The following is a 20,205-nucleotide window of genomic DNA, read 5'->3' as shown; positions in this document are numbered from 1 at the left end:
GCATTGGAAAGGAATTTCATTATGACGATTTATCCTGTTCAGAGTGAACGTTTTTTTCAGTACGGCCAGATTTTAAAGGGCTATGACTGCAGCGAGCTTCTGCAAAAGATGGCGGACACCCCGCTGCCGGAAAACCATACGATTTACGTTCCCTCCGACCCGGAGCTGGAAAAGCTGAAAATCTTCCGGGATTTTGAAAACCGCGGCTTCGGCGGGCTTCCGCTCCAGATGGGCTACTGCAACGGCAGCAACGTGAAGCTGAACGCGGTGGAATACCACCGCACCTCGGAAATCAATATCGCCGTTTCGGACCTAATTCTGCTGGCCGGTTCCCGCAACGACCTCGATTCCAAAACATACACGTACGATACCTCGCTGATCGAAGCGTTTCGGGTTCCTGCCGGCTGCGTATTTGAAATTTACGCGGGCACCCTGCATTACGCACCGTGCAACGCCGAGGAAGGCGGGTTCCGCAATGTGGTTGTTCTTCCAAAGGGGACCAATCTGCCGCTTGAAACCCGCACCGCAAGAGAATTTGAAGACCAGCTCCTCTTTGCAAAAAACAAATGGCTGGTGGCGCACCCGGAATCCGGTCTGGAAAAAGAAGGCGCATATGTGGGCCTGAAAGGATGGAATATTACAGTAAGTTGATTCGAAACGGAGGCTTTGTTATGGGAAATCAATGCGTACTTGGTCTGGACGTCGGCACCTCCGGGTGCAAAATTCTCGCGCTGAGCGACACGGGAGAAATCCTGCAATCCGTTGTGGAGGAATACCCCTGCTACACACTGCGGGAAGGATGGTCCGAACAGGACCCGGAGGACTGGTGGAAAGGGGTCCGGAACGGACTGAAGCGAATCCTCCCCCTGCTTGGCGGCAAGGAAATCTGCGCGGTCGGCTTTTCCGGGCAAATGCACGGCATGGTCACGCTGGACGAGAACTTGCAGGTCGTCCGCCGGGCTATTTTATGGAATGACCAGCGTACCGGAAAGCAGTGCGACGAAATCACCGAAGCGGCGGGCGGGCTTGAACGCCTGCTGGATATCACCAACAACCGGATGCTTACGGGCTATACGGGCGGAAAAATCCTTTGGATGAAGGAAAACGAGCCGGAAAACTACAACAAAACGCGGTTTATTCTGAACCCGAAGGATTACATACGCTTCAAGCTTTCCGGCGAAATCGCAACGGATGTTTCCGATGCTTCCGGCACCGGTCTGTTTAACGTGAAAGAACGCAGATGGGCGACGGATCTTATCCGCAAAATCGGATTGGATCCGGATATTTTCCCGAAGGTTGTGGAATCCACGGACGCGGTAGGGCATGTTTCTAGGGAAGCCGCGGGGCTGACCGGAATCCCGGAGGGGACGGTTGTCGCGGGGGGCGGCGGGGACGCCGTTATTTCCACAACCGGGTTGGGGCTGATCAAGCCCGGCCGCATCGGCATTACGCTGGGCACCTCGGGCGTGGCGGCCATGGGGCTTCCGGCTTTCCTTCCGAATCCGGACGGCATGCTTCAGGTTTTCTGCGGCAACGCGCCGGGTTCCTATAACGCGATGGGTGTTACCCTTTCTGCCGCGGGCGCTTACCAATGGTTCCGCGGCGCGCTCGGGGAGTATGAACTGGAGAAAGCAAAGCAGACGGGCAAAAGCGCGTTCCGCCTGCTGGACGAAAAGGCGGCGGCGGTTCCCCCCGGTGCGGACGGCCTGATTTTTCTGCCGTATCTGACCGGCGAACGCGCGCCGATCAACGACCCGAACGCCAAGGGCGCGTTCCTCGGTTTAACTTCAAGGCACAGCAAGGGGCATTTTGCCCGCGCTGTTCTGGAGGGCGTAGCCTTCTCTCTGAAACAGGTTTACGACCTCATTATGGGTGGAAATATGGATATTGTATCGGATGAAATCGTGCTGGCGGGGGGCGGAGCAAACAGTCCCCTCTGGCGCCAGATTTTTGCCGACGTGTTCAATCTTCCGGTGCGCACCGTTTACGGCAGCGCGGAGGGCGGCTCCTTCGGCGCGGCGCTTGCGGCCGGGGTTACGGCGGGAATCTGGAAAAATCTTGAGGAAACCGTTCCGTTGATCAAGCCGGAAAGCAAAACGCTTCCCGTTCCCGAAAATGTACCGCTTTATCAGGAACAATATCAAAAATACACTAAATTTTACGGGGCTTTGAAATGGAGCTTTAAATGATTCGGTTTTAAGGAGGCCTTTTTTATGATACAGAATATACCGGAGGTCCGGCTGGGCATGATTGCCGTAAGCCGCGACTGCTTTATCATCTCTTTGTCGGAAAAGCGCAGAAAGGCAATTGCGGAAAGCTACGCCGCAAGGGGCGGCAAAATTTACGAAGCAAAAACTACTGTGGAAAACGAGCAGGATATGCTCAAGGCGGTGGAAGAAGCCAAGAACGCCGGCTGCAATGCGCTGGTGGTATTCCTCGGGAACTTCGGGCCGGAAACGCCGGAAACTCAAATTGCCCAGCGCTTTCGCGGTCCTGTCATGTATGTCGCCGCCGCGGAGGAAACCGGAAAAGACCTGATTAACGGGAGGGGCGACGCATACTGCGGTATGCTGAATTGCTCCTACAACCTCAACCTTCGCCATATGCCGGCGGTTATCCCCGAATACCCGGTCGGCACCGCGGACGACATCGCCGCAATGATTGAGGATTTTGTCCCGGTCGCCCGCGCCGTCATCGGGCTGAAATCGTTGAAAGTCATTACCTTTGGCCCGCGCCCGCAGGACTTTTTCGCCTGTAACGCGCCGATTCAGCCGCTTTACGACCTCGGCATTGAAGTCCAGGAAAATTCCGAGCTTGACCTGCTCGTTTCCTACCGGGCGCACGCGGGCGATAAAAGGATACCGGGAATTGTGGACGACATGGCGAAGGAGCTTGGGACAAAGGGCAACCAGTATCCCGACCTTCTTCCCCGCATGGCGCAGTTCGAACTGACCCTTCTCGACTGGGCGGAACAAAACAGGGGTTCCCGCGACTACGTCGTTTTCGCGGACAAATGCTGGCCCGCGTTCCCGAAGGAATTCGGCTTCGAGCCCTGCTATGTGAACAGTCGCCTGGCTTCCAGAGGAATTCCGGTTGCCTGCGAAGTGGATATTTACGGTGCGGTCAGCGAATACATCGGCGCCTGCATCACCGGGGACGCGGTCACGCTGCTGGATATCAACAACAGTGTCCCGAAGGACCTGTATGAGGAGGACATTAAGGGCAAGTACCGCTATGCGCCGGAAGAAACCTTTATGGGCTTCCACTGCGGCAACACGCCGTTTTGCAAGCTTTCCAACGGCGCGGTAAAATACCAGCTCATCCAGAACCGGCTTTTGGAAAACGGGCAAAAACCGGACTTCACGCGCGGCACGCTGGAGGGCGACATCGCGCCCGGGAAAATTACATTCTTCCGTCTGCAAAGCACCTCCGACGCAAGGCTGACGTCCTATATCGCCCAGGGCGAAATCCTCCCTGTGGCAACCCGTTCCTTCGGCGGTATCGGTATCTTCGCGATTCCGGAAATGGGAAGGTTCTACCGCCATGTGCTGATTGAAAAGCATTTCCCGCATCACGGCGCGGTGGCGTTCGGCCATGTGGGCAAATCCCTTTTCACCCTTTTCCGTTATCTTGGCTTGGAGGACATCTCCTTCAACCAGCCGAAAAATATGCTGTATAAAACGGAAAACCCGTTTGCCTAATTCATTTCATTCCTTCCTTTAAATAAGCCCCGTCCTCTCCCGTTTCTTGGGAAAGGGCGGGGCTGGTTTCTTTATCCTTTTCGGACGGCGCTATTCGTCCGCATTGTCGTAATCATCCAGAAAATGGTGCTTCTCCTTGCCTTTATAATACCCGATCACCGTTTCCAGATTGATCCTTTCCACGCTGTGGAAGATGTTTTTATCCACATTCGGGTTCACTTTGCGCAGCTGCGCAATCAAATCCTTGATTTCCTGCCGCTTGGACGCGCTGTGTTCCCGCGCGGCGTCCTCCGTAAAACGGCAGGCGCATTGGATAAACTCCAGCCCGTTGTACCGCCGCCACGCGATGATATCGGCCTCCTTCACCTGATAAAGCGGGCGGATCAGCTCCATGCCGGGGAAATTCGTGCTGTGCAGCTTCGGCATCATGGTGCGCACCTGCGCGCCGTACAGCATGCTCATTAAAATCGTTTCGATTACGTCGTCAAAATGATGCCCCAGCGCGATTTTATTGCAGCCCAGCTCCTGCGCGTACTTATAAAGATACCCCCGGCGCATGCGGGCGCAAAGGTAGCAGGGGGAGCGGTCCATTTTGCTGACGATATTGAAAATCCGTGTTTCGAAAATCCGGATGGGTATTTCCAGCGCCCTTGCGTTTTCTTCGATTTTGCGGCGGTTTTCCGGGTTGTAGCCGGGGTCCATCACCAGGTATTCGGCTTCGAAAGGGAAATCGCTGTATTTTTGCAGGTGCTGAATGCATTTCGCCAGCAGCATGGAATCCTTCCCGCCGGAAATGCAGACCGCAATCCGGTCACCCTCCTGTATCAGCCGGTAGTCCTTTACCGCCGCGATAAAAGGATTCCAAATATCCCTGCGGTATTTTTTAATAATGCTTCTTTCCGCCTGCTGTGCGAATTCCATGGCATTTCTCCTGTCCTGTGTTCCCGATGCGTTCCGCCCGCCGAGGGGCTGAAAAAGCAAAACCGGGCGCGGTTTTTGTAAAATATTTCTATATTTTTAATTTCATGTAAATTACCTGTTGCATTATTGGAATAAAAGAGGTATAATTTGCCTATAAGGCATAAAAATATAAAAGTGCAATGCAGGAACAGGCGTTGGCGCGCCTGCTCCCTGCATACGGAGACTAACCCTCTCCATACGCAACTGATAAAATCAGCACATTGCGTATTCTATTATACCTCCTGTTTACGGATTTGTACAGGGGTATTTTCGAATTTCGCATTGTGCAGGTAGCGTTGTATATGGACATTGGGGGCCATATACAGCGTTTTTTTATGCCTTACACTCGGGCGGCGGGCTCCGCCATCCCATCGAATCCTTATGCCTCAAGGACAATTTTCCTCCGCCTCCCGACTTTAATAAGCGTTTTCACACTCCTTGCAATTCCTTGGTGTGTGCGAAACCATATAGTGTTGCTTCCGGCTTCCCCGGCGTTTCTGACCCGCCGGGGAAAAAACAGCACAAACCCAGCGTACGACTTATCTCCATCCCGCGGAGATTCGGTTCTTCATAGCACAGGGTGCCCCGGCGCTCTGCCTGCCCTGCCGGGGCGTCCGCCGTTAAAGGCGCACAGCGAAAGCAAAGCGCGAAAGAGCCGTTCCGGCGATTCCGGAACGGCTCTTTCCATAAGGAAATTAGAAGAGTAACGTAATTTTATCAATCTTTCTTGTTTTGGTCAAAGATAACGGCAACCAGAATAATCGCGCCCATAGCAATTGTCTGCCAGTAGGAGGAAACGCCCAGCAGACTGAGCGCGTTATTGATGATGCCGATGACACACAAACCGACGACGGTCTGAAGAATACCGCCGCGGCCGCCGGACATGCTGGTGCCGCCCATGGCGACTGCCGCAATCGCGTTCAGCTCATAGCCGTTCGCGGCCGCCGGCTGACCGGCCTGCAGGCGGGAAGAAAGCACAGCGCCCGCCAGCGCGGAGAGAATCCCGCAGAGGATATAGACCCAAGCTTTGATCTTCTTCACGTTGATTCCGCTTAACTGGGAAACATCCTCGCTGCTTCCGACGGCGAAAACATAGCGGCCGAAGCAGGTGCGGTTCAAAATCAGATAGGCAAGGCCCAGAATAATAATCATGATAATAACCATTACCGGAATGATGCCGATGTAGCCAAGGCCGATCCAGCTGTACGCTTCGGGCATGCCGAAAACCGGTTTCGCGTTGGTAAACACATACGCAAGGCCCCTGGCAATACTCATCATAGCGAGCGTCGCCACAAACGGCGGAACCTTCAGCTGGGAAACGTTGAACGCGTTGAACGCACCGCAGATGCCACCGATGACAACGGAGGTGCCGAAAATAACAAGAATGCTCATCGGAATGCCGCTGTCCGGCATAGTATTGATAATGGTGGAGGAAATAATGCCCGTTAAGGCGGCTACGGAGCCGACCGAAAGGTCGATGCCGCCGGTCAGGATAACGAACGTCATTCCGGTTGCGATCAGCGCATTAATGGTAATCTGCATTAATACGTTGATCAGGTTCCCGACTTCGGCAAAACGCGGCACGAAAATCATGGAAATGATAAAAAGACAGAGCAGGAAGATCGGCATGGTATAATCATGCGCAATCCGCTTTACATTTAATTGATTTTTCATTCTATAATCCCCCCGGCTTAACCAGCGTGAATGCTGGCCAGTTTCATAATATCTTTTTCCCCGATATCTCGATTGTCCAGGAATCCGGAAACGCGGCCTTCGCCCATAACCATAATCCGGTTCGAAACGCCGAGCACCTCTGGCATTTCGGACGATACCATGATGATGCTTCCGCCGTTTTCAACAAATTCCTTCATCAGCAGGTAGATTTCGGCTTTCGCGTTTACGTCGATTCCTCTTGTCGGCTCGTCCATGATCAGGATTTTCGACTTTGCGACCAGCCATTTCGCAATAACGACCTTTTGCTGATTTCCGCCGGACAGATTCTGCACAAGCGCCATTTCGCTCGGCGTTTTTGTGTGAAGGAGTTTTATGTATTCCTTCGCTACATCGGTTTCCCATTTTTCATTGATAATGCCGTGATTGGAGTTTTCATAAATACTTGCAAGGGAGGTGTTCATCTTAACCGACTTCGCAAGCAGCAGCCCCTGCCCGCGGCGGTCTTCCGGAATCAGCCCCAGCCCGGCGTGAATCGCCTCGCGCGGGGAGCGGAAATGCACTTCTTTGCCGAAAACGGTCACCCTGCCGCTGTTGTATTCGTCGGCGCCGAACACGGCGCGCATCACCTCGGTGCGGCCCGCGCCGATCAACCCGGCGACGCCCAGAATTTCACCCTTGTGCAACTCGAAGGAAACATTTTCAAACACACCCTCGCGGGTAAGGTTTTCGACTTTCAGCACAACTTCGTCCTTTACGCTTTCGCTGTCGGCCCGGTAGTAGAACTGGGTCATCTGCCGGCCGACCATCAACGTGATCATGTCGTCCTCGCTTACTTCGGAAAGCGGCGCGGTTTTAATCAGCGTGCCGTCGCGAAGGACGGTGATACGGTCGCATATGGTTGTGATTTCCTTGAGCCTGTGCGATATATAAATAATGCAAACATTATTTTTTTTCAATTTATCAATGACGGTAAAAAGCGCGTCAACTTCGTGCTGTGAAAGGGAAGAAGTCGGCTCGTCCATAATAACAACGGAGCTGTCCTGCGACACAGCGCGCGCGATTTCCACCATCTGCTTATCTGCGTTATTCAGATCACGTATTACGGATTTCGCTTTAATATTTACGCCGATGGAATCAAGGATCCCCTGCGCTTCGGTATTCATTTTTTTACGATCAAGCAGACCGGAGTTTAGCCTTGGCTCGCGGCCCAGAAAAATATTTTCGGCAACGGTCAAATCGGGAATGACGCTTAATTCCTGGTGGATAACGCTGATCCCGCTTGCAATGCCTTCTCTTGGATTTTTAAAATTAACTTTCTTTCCATGGACTTCCAGGCTTCCGGTGTCAGCCTGATATACGCCGGCAATAATTTTTATCAAAGTGGATTTTCCCGCTCCGTTTTCACCTAAAAGCGCATGGACTTCACCCGGATAAAATTCAACTGATATATCGGACAATGCTTTCACACCGGGAAAGGATTTATTGATACCGGACAACTTAATAATCGGTTCCTGCCCCATTTGTATACTTCCTTTCCATATACTGATTCAACATTTCGGTTCTTACGGATACCCGCCCCGGCGCCTCCCGCGGAAATGGACGGCACGGCGGGAAGGGGTTGAACCGATGTTCCGGCAAAAGGATGGGGACAGGTGGTTCCCCATCCCCACTACCGCAGCCGGAATTATTTTGCGTTTGTCTTATCGATCATGAACGGAGAAATTGCAATCTTCTTTTCTACAGTCTTGCCGTTTATAGTGTCAACAGCAGCCTGAAGAGCGGTTTCGCCGATTGCAGCAGGATCCTGCGCAACGTCTGCAATCCAGAGGCTGTTGGGCTTTTTGATTTCGGCAATGCCTTCCGCGTTGCCGTCAAAGCCGATGATCTTCACTTTTTTGTTCGCGGATTTAATGGAAGAGAGAGCACCCATAGCCGCCGGGTCGCCTACGCAGAAAACAGCGTCAAGATCGGCATGCTTCTGGAGCATGTTCTGCATAACGTCAGCAGCTTTTGCCTGGTCGCCGGAGTAGTTCTGTACATCGACAACCTTAATGTCGGGAGCATTTTTGCCAATCCACTCTGTAAAGCCCTTTTCACGGTTTACGCAACCTTCGATTTCGGAATATGTGATAACTGCGGCCTTGCCCTTCTTATCCTTGAGGACATTGTTTACAAGGTACTCTGCAGCCAGCTCGCCGCCCTTATAGTTGTCGGTGGAAACGTGGCAGACTGTGTCACCGTCGGAAGGAACGTCCATGGTAAGTACCGGAATATTTGCTTTGGATGCAAGTTCAACCATGGACTTGCTGCCTGCGGAGTTTGTCGGGCAGAGGATGATTGCGTCAACTTTTTGTGTAATGAAGTCCTGAACCTGGCTGAGCTGTTTGCTGGCGTCTTGGTTGGCGTCCTGAACAATGAGCTTTACGCCGAGTTCTTTGGCTTTTTCGTTCAATGCGTTCTCAATGTTGTTGTAGAACACGTGCTGTCTGGTCAAAAGGCTGACGCCGACGGTGATGTCCTTCTTGGCCGCTTCCTTGCTTTCCGCCGGTGCGCTTGCCGCCGCGCTTGCCGCGCTGTTGCTGCTGGTTCCGGGGCCGGAACAAGCTGCAAGTGTCGCAACCATTGCTACTGCTAATACCATGCTGATAATTTTCCTAAACCTTTTCATGATAAATCCTCCTAATTAATTTATGAAAATGGAGTTTTCTCCAAATTCGACGGATTACGCTTTATTGCCGCAGCCGCAAACTGCAATTTTATGCTTTACGGTTTCGGCAACATATTTTTTGCCCGCGTTCATGAACACCTTGGGGTCATAAACGCCTTCGTCTTTAAGCGCCTCGCGAACGCCCTTTGTCAAAGCGGCGCGCAGCTCGGTTGCAAAGTTGACCTTGCAGATGCCAAGCTCGATGCTGCGGCGGACGGCTTCGTCCGGGACGCCGGAAGCGCCGTGAAGCACGACCGGAACGTCGACCAGCTCGACAATCTTCTTCAGGCGGTCAAAATCCAACTTCGGCTCGCCCTTGTAAAAACCGTGCGCGGTGCCAATTGCCACCGCAAGGGAACGCACCCCGGTTCTTTCGGCGAAGTCCTTCGCCTGTTCGGGGTCAGTATAAATCTGTTCATTCGCTTTCACCTCGTGGGTGTCTTCCTTGCCGGAAACCGTCCCGAGCTCGCCTTCCACGTCGATGCCGAGCTTTTTCGCTTCTTCTACGACGGATTTGGTAAGGGCAACGTTTTCCTCATAGGGAAGCTTGCTGCCGTCGATCATGACGGACGTGTACTTTTCCCGAAGGGCTTCCATGCAGCGGTCGTAGCTGTCGCCATGGTCAAGGTGTATGGCGACGGGGATATCCGCCTTCGCGGCCTCCACCGCAACCATCGCGCGAAGCATATCCATCCCGGCGTATTTCACTGTGCCGGGGGTTGTCTGGATAATGACGGGGCTTTTTAGCTCCGCCGCGGTGCAGATAACAATCTGCGCCATTTCCATGTTTTCAATGTTGAATGCGGTCACGGCGTAACCGCCGCGCTTTGCGTTGAGCAGCATTTCCCTTGTGGTTACTAATGGCATTCTAAAGACTCCATTCTAAAACTTATCTATTTCATTCAATTTCTTCCGCGCGAATCAGCGGCAGCATTTTTTCAAAGCTCTCTTTTGTGCACATCTGCGTGCCCTCCATGATCAACGAGCCGTGCGCCACAGCGACGCCGTAGCGGAGCATGTCCGCGCAGGACATCCCGCGCGCAATCGCGTAGCAGATGCCCGCCACGAGGGAATCGCCCGCGCCCTGTACGCCCCGGACCGGTATGTCCGCACCGGCGGAGAAATACGCCTTCTTTTCTGTTACCAGCATCGCGCCGTTCTTCCCAAGGGAAACACACACCAGCGTAACGCCCTGTGCAATAATTTTCCGGGAAATCCGGATCACGTCGTTTCTGGATTCGATTTTTTCACCAAACGCCTCTTCCAGCTCGTCCTTGTTCGGCTTGATCAGGTAGGGGCGGGCCTTAATGCCTTCCAAAAGCAGCTCGCCGTACGCGTCGATTACGGTTTTTACGCCGAAGCTGTGGGCCTTGTCCGTCAGGGTTTTGTAGATGTCCTTCGGAACGCCCGGCGGCACGCTGCCGTCCAGCACGAGCAGCGTGGTTTTGGGGAGATATTCCTCCACCAGCCGCACCAGCTCCGAAACGCAATCCTGCGTAACGGAATGGCCGCTTTCGTTCAGCTCACTCATAACACTTGTCTTTTTATCAAAAATTTTTATATTGGTACGGAGCAAACCCTCCACATTTAAAAATTCGTTTGAAATGTTCTTCTGGTTCAAGAAATCTGTCAGTACGGAGCCGCCGCCCACATAATTGAAGCCGAGGCACCGCGTTTCTTCCCCTATATTATTTAATGCGATGCTTACGTTGATGCCTTTTCCGGAAACATCGCACCGAAAATTCTCCACATGATTGGTTCCCCCATAGGCAAATCCGTCAACCGTTACGGTTCTGTCGATACACGGGTTCAGCGTAAGTGTGGTTATCATCTTTTGTACCCACCTTGTCTATGTATTTATTCGGATCCTTTCCTTTCTGAGGCCCAATCCGACATTGCCTGGAAAATAATCCAGACAGAGGTTGCCCCCGCGTCCTGCAGCCCGAGAGCTTTGGTTCCGTAGGATTTGGCGCGGCCGAATTTTGCCACGCAGTCCCGTGTGTGTTCCATCCCTTTTTTTGCGCATTCGGCCCCCATTGCCAGTCCTGCCGGAAGATCCGCGTTTTCCGCGGCCGCCTCCTCCAGCCCGACAACCGCCGGCTCGAAAGCATCCACCATTGTTTTGTCGCCGACCTGCGCCTTTCCTCTCCTTTTCAAAGCCTCCAGCGAACGGCGGTAAATACCGGCCAGAAGCGCAAGGTCGGCCTCCTTGTGCGGTTCAAGCCCGACAATCCCGCTGATAAACATCGTCCCAAAGAGCACGCCCGAGGCACCGCCCATTGTATCCAGAAGCGTCATGCCGACTTCCTGAAACAAATTTTCCACTGTTTCGAATTCCTTGTCCTTCAAAGCCTCCTGCACCGCTTTGAAGCCAAGCGCCATGCCGAAGCCGTGGTCGCCGTCGCCGAGTTTCAAATCAATTTCCGTTAAAAAATCTTCGCTCTCCACTACTCTTTGCGCCACAAAAAGAAACATATCTTTAAGCTGGCGCGTATCCAATGTATTCATACACAAGCACTCCTCACCAGGCCCAGCCGCCGCTCATCCGCGCGGGCGGTTGTTTTTTTTAAAGAATGGCGAATACGCCGGCATATCATAATAACGTTTCAGTTCCTCGTCCACTTTCAGAATGGAAATGGAGAAACCGCCCGTTCCCTGCGGACAGAACAGCGAATCAATAAAGAGGTCGTGCACCTTGATGCCCTTGCCCTTCAGGATCTCCGCCACTCTGCGGTTTACAATGCAGAGCTCCAGCAGGCTGGTAAACCCAAAGCCGTTCACCATAACGGCAACTTCGTCCCCGGCACAAGCCCCGCAGTCCTTCAGAAGATAATCCATCATGGTATCGGCGATTTCATCCGCCGGTTTCAGTCCCGTGCGGAGCACGCCCGGCTCGCCGTTAAAGCCCATGCCGTATTCGATGAAGCCCTCCGGCAGCTCGCACATGGCCTTGCCGCTCGGCAGGTATCCGGGCGAGGTGGTAACGCTGAACGTAAACGTATTCCGGTTGGCCTTCTGAATTACGCGCACGGCTTCATCCAGCGGAAGCCCCGCGTCGCAAGCACCGCCCGCAACCTTCATCACCAGCGCAACGCCCGCCACGCCGCGGCGTTCTTCCTGCTTTTCCCTCGGCGCGCTTGTGATATCGTCCGCAACAAACACACAGCGCGTGTCGATGCCGTCCAGTTGGGCAAGCTCGCCGACCAATTCGAAGTTCAGCACGTCGCCCGCATGGTTCGTACAGATATAAATAACGCCCTTTTCGTGGTTGACCGCTTTGGTCACATTCAGAATAGCCCGCGCCGGCGGCGCGATATACACATTTCCCAAAGCCGCACCATCTGCCAGCCCTTCGCCCACATAACCGAGGATCCAGGGTTCGTTTCCGGAGCCGCCGCCCGTTACAATGGATACCTTGTCCTTTTTCCGCTTCATCAGGATACCCTTATAATCCGGAAGCGGTTCGAACAGATCGGGGCAGGTAGCAATATAGCCTTCGATCATTTCCTTTATCATCTGTTCCGGTTGATTGATTATCTTATTCAAAGCCGATGTCTCCCTTAACTGTCTTCCCCGGGGTCCACCACGACCAAATCCACCCCGGTGCTTTCAATCTGGTTCCGAAGCTGCTGGGGAATCCGATTGTCTGTAATCAGCCTGGTGATATTCTTAATCGGACTAATCCGTGCCATGGATGTGTGCCCAAATTTGGAAGAATCCGATATTAATATGGTTTCCCGCGCAGCTCTCAATACGCACTGCTTCACCTGCGCTTCGTAAAGGTTCGGGGTTGTGATCCCCGTTTCCACCGTAATGCTGTTGCATCCGATAAACGCCTTATCCATGCACAGGCTGTTAATCGTGTTTTCCGCAAAGCCGCCGACGCAGGACATGATTTTGTGGCGTACGCTTCCGCCGATAAAGACCAATTCAATGTCGTCAGCGTCCAAAAGTTCAAATGCAATATTCAGCGCGTTGGTAATCACAACAATATCGCGTTTGTTGCCGTTCTTAATTTCGCGCACCAATTCCAGCGTTGTGGAGCCGGCATCGATAAAAACGGTGTCGGAGTTATTGATGTACTCGTAGGCTTTTTTGGCGATCGCGCGTTTTTCCTTCGTGTTCTTTTTCTCTTTTTCCTTTTCCTCAAACTCGCGAATTGTGGTAATATTGACCGCTCCGCCGCGGGTACGCCGTAAAAGCCCCTCGTCGTCCATCTCGTTGAGAATCTTCCGAACCGTTACCTCGGAGGTTCCCAGCACCTCGCTCAGCTCCGGCACGGTTACAACGGGCTTTTTCTCCAGCATTGAAAGAATCAGATTCTTTTTTTCAACAGTCAGCATTTGCTTCCTACCTTTCGTTGCGTTTTTATTTTATATCGAAATCTTTCAAAAGTCAACTATTTTTTGTAAAAAATATAATCTTTCGAAAGTGATTTCCTTTTGGACGTAATTCCGGCGCTTTTTCTCGAATTTCTGCACTTTTATAAGATTTATTATAAATCATAACAACTTTTTTGTCAAAATCGAATCTTATTTGAACAAAAGATGAACTCGGCGACCCTGTTTTCGCGCCTTGTTTGCTTTCCTACAGCTTTATTCCCTTTCGAAGTCTTACGTTTTCAAGCAAACATCGCTTCCCTGCTGAAAAGCGGAACCCGCGCAAATTGAAAGTTTAATCAAACTTTTTTTGCGAGGGCTGGGGAGGGAATCCCGGCGTTTGCTCCGCGTTCGTCTATCTCCATCCCCCGGTGATTCGGCTTTCTTTATGAAACGACGCGCTCGCAATTACTGTCGGGGCGCACTTTATTTTATTTTTTCACGTGCGAGATTGCGACCGACCCTCAGCGGGCCGAACTGGTTCTGACCTCCATCCGAAGGGCGGCACAACCCGTGCTGCCGCATGAGCCACATGCCGAAGCGCCGCTGGAAAGAAATGACCGAATTTTCCCATGATAAAAAAGCCGCCTCTATTTTCCGCACAAAAAAATTAAGTTATTAAATATAGTCGCAAAATCCCCAATTTTTTGACACAATTTAACCATCACCCCTAAATTATTTATTTTTCTATCCGATAATTCTATTAGCAATAGAACGAATTGGAGGTATTGTGTTGAAAAGGATAAGTAATATCAACCTTGTAAAAAATGCGAATAAAAAGATGAAAAAGGAAAGCATAAAGAATGATTTGCTTCGCCTTGTATCCATCAGCATCAGCGGTGTTATTCTTCTACTTACCTGTGTGTCGATCTTTTTCACGTATAATTCCACAAGGGATTCTCTGGAAAAAAGCATCAAGCAGTCGTCAAAGCTCGTTTCCGGAAAAGTGACCCAGCAAATTCAGACTTTCTCCTTGATTGCCCAGACCGTCGGCATGTACAAAAACATGTACGTCAGTAAGGATCAGATGAAAACGTTTCTGAACAACACCTGTCAGCAGTACAGCCTGACGGAAATTGATATATTAAGCCCGTCCGGGTATTCCCAGATTTCCGGTAAAAGCTACACGGACGACCCCGCGTACAACCATGTGAAATACAGCAGCTCCGATTTTTTAAGCGATCCGATTATTGAAGGCGACACCGCCTATTTTGAATATATTCAGCCTTATGAAACCAGCATCATTCTTTTGAAAATTCCGTATTCCGTAATCGGCTCCATTGTTTCCGGTGTGAAAATGGGCGACAACGGAAGTACTTACATAATAAATGATAAAGGCGTACAGATTGCGAACAACGATTTTTCATTGGTTCTGAACAAACACAACAATCTGGAAGCCGCCAAAAAAGAGCCTGCAAAATACCGTGAAGTCGCCGCTTTAGAAAACGATATGATTCACGGAAAAGCGGGTTTTGCCTTTTACAACTTTAATAATACTGCCAAATTCGGTTCCTACGCGCCAATCGAAAAAACAAACGGCTGGTCCGTCAATGTTACCGCATTGCAGTCCGAATTTCTTTCCAGCGTAACACGCTCCGCCATCGGCATGGTAATCCTTGGTATGCTGGCCCTGATTCTTTCCCTCGTCTTTACCACGAAACTTGCCGGAAGACTCACCAAGCCGATTACAGACGTCGTTACTGCGATCGACCAGATGTCCCAGGGCGACCTGAACATAAACCTGCAGATCCGCAAACGCGACGAAATGGGAATAGTTTCTGAAAAAATCAACCAAATGGTTCAGAATTTCCGATTGATTATCAGCGATATTTCCTCCGTCCTCGGCGAAATTGCACAGGGCAATTTGGACGTGCGGAGCAGCGTTCCCTACGCCGGGGAATTCCAAGAAATCAAATCCTCAATGGAAAACATCGTTTCAAAATTGAATGAAACCATGACAAAAATCAGCCAGGCTTCGGAACGGGTCAGTTCCAGCGCCGAGCAGGTCTCCGGCGGTTCGCAGGCGCTTTCGCAGGGCGCGACGGAACAGGCCAGTTCTATTGAAGAGCTTTCCGCCTCCATCAATGAAATTTCAACACAGGTGAAGAACAGCGCCGCCAATTCGCAGGAAACTAAGGATACGGTGAAAGACGTTGCCGAAATCCTGCGCCAGACAAACCAGGAAATGCAGCTCATGATTGAGGCGATGAATAAAATCAGCAGTACATCCAATGAAATCAGCAAGATCAACAAGGCGATTGAGGATATCGCGTTCCAGACCAACATCCTCGCTTTGAACGCCGCGGTTGAAGCGGCAAGGGCAGGCGCCGCAGGAAAAGGCTTCGCCGTTGTAGCGGATGAAGTCCGGAATCTTGCAGGAAAGAGCGCCGAGGCCGCGAAAAACACCACATCTTTGATCCAAAGCGCAATCGACGCGGTGGACAACGGCATGAAAATCGCCGACAGAACGGCGGAAACCCTTACCGCGGTGGTGTCGGGAACCCAGGAAATCATTTCGCTAGTGGACAATATTACCGAAGCGGCAAACGATCAGTCCAATTCCATTACCCAGATTACACAGGGCGTGGATCAGGTTTCCGCAGTAGTTCAGACCAATTCCGCTACGGCGGAGGAAAGCGCGGCGGCGAGCGAAGAACTATACAGCCAGGCAAAAATGCTGCGCGAGCTGGTTGATAATTTCAAGCTTAAGGGGTTCCGCAGCGCTCAAGCGCCACAATCCACGGCTTTACCGGTTCAAGAAGATCCTTGCAACACTCCCGAGCCGGATATGTCTGACTTTCCCGAAGCGAATACGGAACCGTATTCCTTGCCGACCGATAAATATTAACTAAACACCTGCCCCCCGGCCAATGGCCGGGGGTTTTGCCCGGGACAAGCGTTCTCGCTCCGTAACAAACGAAATACAGCCTAAAGGCGCGAGCGCCGCTTTTCCGACAAAGCGCAAAAATCCCCTTCCGAATCTGGATGGTCCAGACCCGGAAGGGGGTACTTAATTTTACAAACAGAACTACGCCAGCTCTAAAATTTTCCCTCTAAGGCTGAAAATATGCCTTTCAATCAAGCTGACCGCGCCAGCCTTATCAAATTTGCCGAGCCGTTCGCACAGCTCCAGATGCTCATTCGAAGAGGATTTGATCAGCCGCGGCTGGGGGCACAAAGCGATTTTCATCGCCACTAAAAGGCGGCCTTGTATGGATTTAAAAATGTCGCACAAGCATTCGTTTTCCGTCATAGAGACCATTGCTTTATGAAAATGAAGGTCCTCCTTACAGAACATCAAATAGTCGCCCTGCTGATAATAATCAGCGGCGAGAAGGGCGCTCTCTTTCAGAATCTGAACCGCTTCTCTGTCCTTTCTGTCGCAGATTTCCATTACGGCAAAACGCTCAACCAGCATTCTGGCAGTACAGATGTCGCGAATCTGTTTATCATTGTACTGGGGAACCGAAATGCTTCCATTGCATTTCACATCCAGGATCCGCTCGTTCGCAAGCAGCTTTGTCGCCTGTATAACAGGTGTGCGGCTTACACCGTATTTTTCCGCAAGCTCGTCAAGTGAAATTTTTACACCCGGTAGATACTCCCCGTTGATCAAGCTGTCCTTTATCTTTTCATAAACAATGATGTCCAAATTCTTTTTTATCGTCATGGTGACATCATCCTTAAATATTCTTCCATATAATAATATATTTAATTTGGTGAAATTACAATAGAATAAAAATAATATTTCGGACAACCAGAAAGAATCCGGCGGTTCTGCCGGCTCTTTTAGGCTGAGCCAAATTTACGGAAACGAAGGTATCGGTTTGAAACCAGTTCCTCGGCGCTAAGGCGAAGGTTCTCCGCAAGCTTCTGCGAAAGCAAGCGTTTCAGTTCGGCACAGGTCAGGTGAAAACCGCGCCCGTGCTCCCCGATAATCCGCTCGATAACCTTCATGCGGTACAGGTCATCTGCCGTCAGCTTCAGGCATTCGCTGGCCTCTTTCACTTTCCTGGAATCCTTCCACAGAATGCTCGCGCAGCCTTCGGGGGAAATGACGGAATAAACGGCGTTTTCCAGCATCCACACCTCGTCCGCAACCGCAAGCGCAAGCGCGCCGCCGCTGCCGCCCTCACCGATCAGGATGGAAATAATCGGAACCTTCAGCGTCATCATTTCCATCAAGTTTTCGGCAATCGCCTGCCCCTGCCCGCGTTCTTCCGCGGCAATGCCGCAGTACGCCCCGGCGGTGTCGACGAAGCAGACCACCGGCCGGCCGAATTTTTCCGCAAGCTTCATCTGCCGCAGGGCTTTGCGGTAGCCCTCCGGGTGGGCGGAGCCGAAATTTCGGTACACTTTTTCCTTTATGTCACGCCCTTTTTCCAACGCGATTACGGTTACCGGCTGGTTGCCCAGCCGGGCAATGCCCGTAATAACCGCCTTATCGTCGCCAAAGCGTCGGTCGCCGTGCATCTCGATAAAATCCTGAAAAATATTCGCAATATAATCGCTTCCCGTGGGCCGGTTCTTGGCGCGGGCGGCGTTCACTTTCTCATACGCGTTCATCCGGAAACCTCCTTATGCAGGGAAAGCAGGGTTGTAATCTGCTTTTTCTGTTCCTTCCGTTCAGAAATCATGTCGACAAACCCTTTTTCCAGAAGAAATTCCGCCCGCTGAAAGCCCGCAGGCAGCTTCTGCCGCATGGTCTGTTCAATGACACGCGGTCCGGCAAAGCCGATGAGAGCGTTCGGTTCCGCAAGGATGATATCCGCCTCCATGCCGAAGCTGGCGGTTACGCCGCCGGTTGTCGGGTCGGTCAGAACGGCAATGTACAGGTTGCCGGCGTCGCTGTGGCGTTTCACCGCGCCGCTGGTTTTCGCCATTTGCATAAGGGAAAGGATTCCCTCCTGCATTCTGGCGCCGCCGGACACAATATAACCCACCACCGGAAGTGAATGCTCCGTGGCGTATTCAAAGATGCGCGTGATCTTTTCCCCGACCACAGTTCCCATGCTGCCCATCATGAAGCGGGCCTCCATCACGAACAGCGCGCAGGGGAAACCGCCGATTTCGGCGGTGCCGGTTACGACGGCCTCTTTTTCCGCGCTTTCCAACCGGGCGTGCTTAATTTTTTCCGGATAGTTTGGAAAATTGAGCGGGTTTTTCGAAAGAAGATTACTGTTTAGTTCGATAAAGGTGTTTTCATCCGCAATAAAATGAATCCGCTGGCGTGCGTTCATGCGGAAATAATAGCCGCATTCCGGGCAGACATTTGCATTTGCATTCAGCTCGCCGGTTAACAGCGGCTTTTTACAGGAAGGGCAAAGAACGCACATTTCGCCCGGAACATCCGGCGACGGCACCTTGTAAATCCTGCTTGAACGCTCAAGCTCGTTTTTCGGGCGCCGGAAAAACTCTTTTCTCAAAATCATGCGTATCCCCGTTTCTCAATAAAATCAGTACAGTAATTTCCGGCCTTGAACTCCGGATCGTTCAGAATTTCCATTTGCAGCTCCGCGTTGTGCTCTACGCCATCGATTACCAGCTCGCCTAGCGCCGCCTGCATCTTGCGCACGGCCTCCTCGCGGGTCTGCGCGTGCACAATCAGCTTGCCGATCATGGAATCGTAAAACGGCGGGACAACATAGTCCTGGTACAGGGCGGTGTCGAAGCGCACCCACGGTCCGCCCGGGACATGTAGGAAGGAAACCTTACCACCGCCGGGGGTAAATCCCTTCTTCGGGTTTTCCGCGTTAATGCGGCACTCGATGGCATGCCCCTCGGTGCGCACATCCTGCTGATGGAAGGAGAGCGGAACGCCCGCGGCAATGCGGATCTGCCATTTCACAAGGTCGATCCCCGTTACCATTTCGGTAACCGGATGTTCAACCTGCAAACGCGTATTCATTTCCATGAAATAAAAATTGCCGGACGAATCCATCAGGAACTCAATGGTTCCGGCGTTTACATAGTTGACGGCGCGCGCGGCCCGTACTGCCGCGTCCATCATTTTCCGGCGCGTTTCCTCGCGCACGGCGGGGGAGGGGCTTTCCTCCAAAAGCTTCTGCCGTTTGCGCTGGATCGAACATTCCCGCTCGCCAAGGCAGACGGTGTTGCCGAAGCGGTCGCACAGGATCTGCATTTCAATATGTTTTACGGGGGAAAGAAATTTTTCCATGTAAACCGTACCGTCGCCGAATGCGCTCTGCGCTTCGGAGGAAGCGGTCGCATATGCGTTCTGCAGATCTTCCGGACCGTTTACGGTACGGATTCCGCGCCCTCCGCCGCCCGCGCTGGCTTTAATCAGAAGCGGATACCCGATTTTATCGGCTTCCTCCCGCAGGCGGGAAGGGTCGTCGATGCGGTCGCAGCCCGGTACCACCGGAACACCCGCCTCGCGCATGGTCCGGCGCGCGGCGTCCTTGTCGCCCGTCTTACGAATCAGGTCGGCGTCCGGCCCGATAAAAGCAATGCCGCATTTTTCGCAGAGCTCCGCGAATTCCGCGTTTTCCGAAAGAAGTCCGTATCCGGGATGAATCGCCTGCGCGCCGGTTGCCACGGCGGCGGACAGGATGGCGGGAATATTCAAATAGCTGTCCTTTGCGAGGGCCGGCCCGATGCATACGCTTTCGTCCGCAAGGCTTGCGTGAAGCGATTCGCGGTCGGCCTCTGAAAAAACGGCTACGCTGGAAATGCCCATTTCCCTGCACGCGCGGATAATGCGCACAGCGATTTCCCCGCGGTTCGCAATCAGAATTTTTGAAAACAAGCTTCCAACCCCTTT

At 52.2% G+C, this 20,205-nt stretch carries 17 protein-coding genes; 4 read left to right on the top strand and 13 right to left on the bottom strand.

Annotated elements, in window-relative coordinates:
* The first annotated feature begins 21 nt into the window (after window positions 1–21).
* The 3 genes from CAGA_RS05145 to CAGA_RS05135 are packed head-to-tail and all read left to right on the top strand — an operon-like array spanning window position 22 to window position 3,701.
* Window positions 22–651 (top strand): DUF4867 family protein, encoded by a 630-nt coding sequence (locus tag CAGA_RS05145; protein WP_135658492.1) that lies wholly within the window; start codon window positions 22–24, stop codon window positions 649–651.
* A gap of 20 nt (window positions 652–671) precedes the next feature.
* Window positions 672–2,189, top strand: coding sequence for a xylulokinase (gene xylB, locus CAGA_RS05140; RefSeq protein ID WP_167875164.1), 1,518 nt, complete (start codon window positions 672–674; stop codon window positions 2,187–2,189).
* Between the two features lie 24 nt (window positions 2,190–2,213).
* Complete coding sequence (locus CAGA_RS05135; protein WP_135658488.1) at window positions 2,214–3,701, top strand: L-fucose/L-arabinose isomerase family protein; 1,488 nt, start codon at window positions 2,214–2,216, stop codon at window positions 3,699–3,701.
* A gap of 90 nt (window positions 3,702–3,791) precedes the next feature.
* On the opposite strand, the gene CAGA_RS05130 is transcribed toward CAGA_RS05135, so the two are convergent.
* From CAGA_RS05130 to CAGA_RS05095, 9 genes are all read right to left on the bottom strand, one after another.
* Window positions 3,792–4,622, bottom strand: a complete 831-nt coding sequence (locus CAGA_RS05130) for a tRNA lysidine(34) synthetase (RefSeq protein WP_135658486.1) — start codon at window positions 4,620–4,622, stop codon at window positions 3,792–3,794.
* Between the two features lie 756 nt (window positions 4,623–5,378).
* Window positions 5,379–6,335, bottom strand: coding sequence for an ABC transporter permease (locus CAGA_RS05125; RefSeq protein ID WP_135658484.1), 957 nt, complete (start codon window positions 6,333–6,335; stop codon window positions 5,379–5,381).
* 17 nt (window positions 6,336–6,352) lie between these two features.
* A complete protein-coding gene (locus tag CAGA_RS05120) occupies window positions 6,353–7,855 on the bottom strand; it encodes a sugar ABC transporter ATP-binding protein (protein WP_135658482.1) in 1,503 nt (500 codons plus the stop codon).
* 164 nt (window positions 7,856–8,019) lie between these two features.
* On the bottom strand, window positions 8,020–9,003 hold the full coding sequence (locus tag CAGA_RS05115; RefSeq protein WP_135658480.1) for a substrate-binding domain-containing protein: 984 nt from the start codon (window positions 9,001–9,003) through the stop codon (window positions 8,020–8,022).
* A 54-nt stretch (window positions 9,004–9,057) separates the two neighbouring features.
* Window positions 9,058–9,909: a class II fructose-bisphosphate aldolase gene (locus tag CAGA_RS05110; protein ID WP_135658478.1), complete on the bottom strand. Its 852-nt coding sequence runs from the start codon at window positions 9,907–9,909 to the stop codon at window positions 9,058–9,060.
* Window positions 9,910–9,940: 31 nt separating this feature from the next.
* On the bottom strand, window positions 9,941–10,873 hold the full coding sequence (pfkB, locus tag CAGA_RS05105) for a 1-phosphofructokinase (RefSeq protein WP_135658476.1): 933 nt from the start codon (window positions 10,871–10,873) through the stop codon (window positions 9,941–9,943).
* 26 nt (window positions 10,874–10,899) lie between these two features.
* On the bottom strand, window positions 10,900–11,550 hold the full coding sequence (gene dhaL, locus CAGA_RS12625) for a dihydroxyacetone kinase subunit DhaL (protein WP_167875163.1): 651 nt from the start codon (window positions 11,548–11,550) through the stop codon (window positions 10,900–10,902).
* 33 nt (window positions 11,551–11,583) lie between these two features.
* Window positions 11,584–12,588 (bottom strand): dihydroxyacetone kinase subunit DhaK, encoded by a 1,005-nt coding sequence (locus CAGA_RS12620; protein WP_167875162.1) that lies wholly within the window; start codon window positions 12,586–12,588, stop codon window positions 11,584–11,586.
* 14 nt (window positions 12,589–12,602) lie between these two features.
* A complete protein-coding gene (locus CAGA_RS05095; RefSeq protein WP_135658474.1) occupies window positions 12,603–13,385 on the bottom strand; it encodes a DeoR/GlpR family DNA-binding transcription regulator in 783 nt (260 codons plus the stop codon).
* A gap of 769 nt (window positions 13,386–14,154) precedes the next feature.
* Here CAGA_RS05095 and CAGA_RS05090 point away from each other — a divergent pair.
* Window positions 14,155–16,269, top strand: a complete 2,115-nt coding sequence (locus tag CAGA_RS05090; RefSeq protein WP_135658472.1) for a methyl-accepting chemotaxis protein — start codon at window positions 14,155–14,157, stop codon at window positions 16,267–16,269.
* Window positions 16,270–16,449: 180 nt separating this feature from the next.
* On the opposite strand, the gene CAGA_RS05085 is transcribed toward CAGA_RS05090, so the two are convergent.
* From CAGA_RS05085 to accC, 4 genes are all read right to left on the bottom strand, one after another.
* A complete protein-coding gene (locus CAGA_RS05085; protein ID WP_135658471.1) occupies window positions 16,450–17,091 on the bottom strand; it encodes a GntR family transcriptional regulator in 642 nt (213 codons plus the stop codon).
* Window positions 17,092–17,210: 119 nt separating this feature from the next.
* The gene (locus tag CAGA_RS05080) at window positions 17,211–17,987 is read right to left on the bottom strand and encodes an acetyl-CoA carboxylase carboxyltransferase subunit alpha (protein ID WP_135658469.1); all 777 of its coding nucleotides are present in this window, start codon (window positions 17,985–17,987) and stop codon (window positions 17,211–17,213) included.
* Window positions 17,984–18,853, bottom strand: coding sequence for an acetyl-CoA carboxylase, carboxyltransferase subunit beta (gene accD, locus CAGA_RS05075; protein WP_135658467.1), 870 nt, complete (start codon window positions 18,851–18,853; stop codon window positions 17,984–17,986). Before accD ends, CAGA_RS05080 begins: the two co-directional genes overlap by 4 nt.
* Window positions 18,850–20,190, bottom strand: a complete 1,341-nt coding sequence (gene accC, locus CAGA_RS05070; protein WP_135658465.1) for an acetyl-CoA carboxylase biotin carboxylase subunit — start codon at window positions 20,188–20,190, stop codon at window positions 18,850–18,852. Before accC ends, accD begins: the two co-directional genes overlap by 4 nt.
* Window positions 20,191–20,205: the final 15 nt, after the last annotated feature.

This window comes from Caproiciproducens galactitolivorans, assembly GCF_004768785.1.
Taxonomy (GTDB): domain Bacteria; phylum Bacillota; class Clostridia; order Oscillospirales; family Acutalibacteraceae; genus Caproiciproducens; species Caproiciproducens galactitolivorans.
This window is presented reverse-complemented; position numbering and strand designations above follow the sequence as displayed.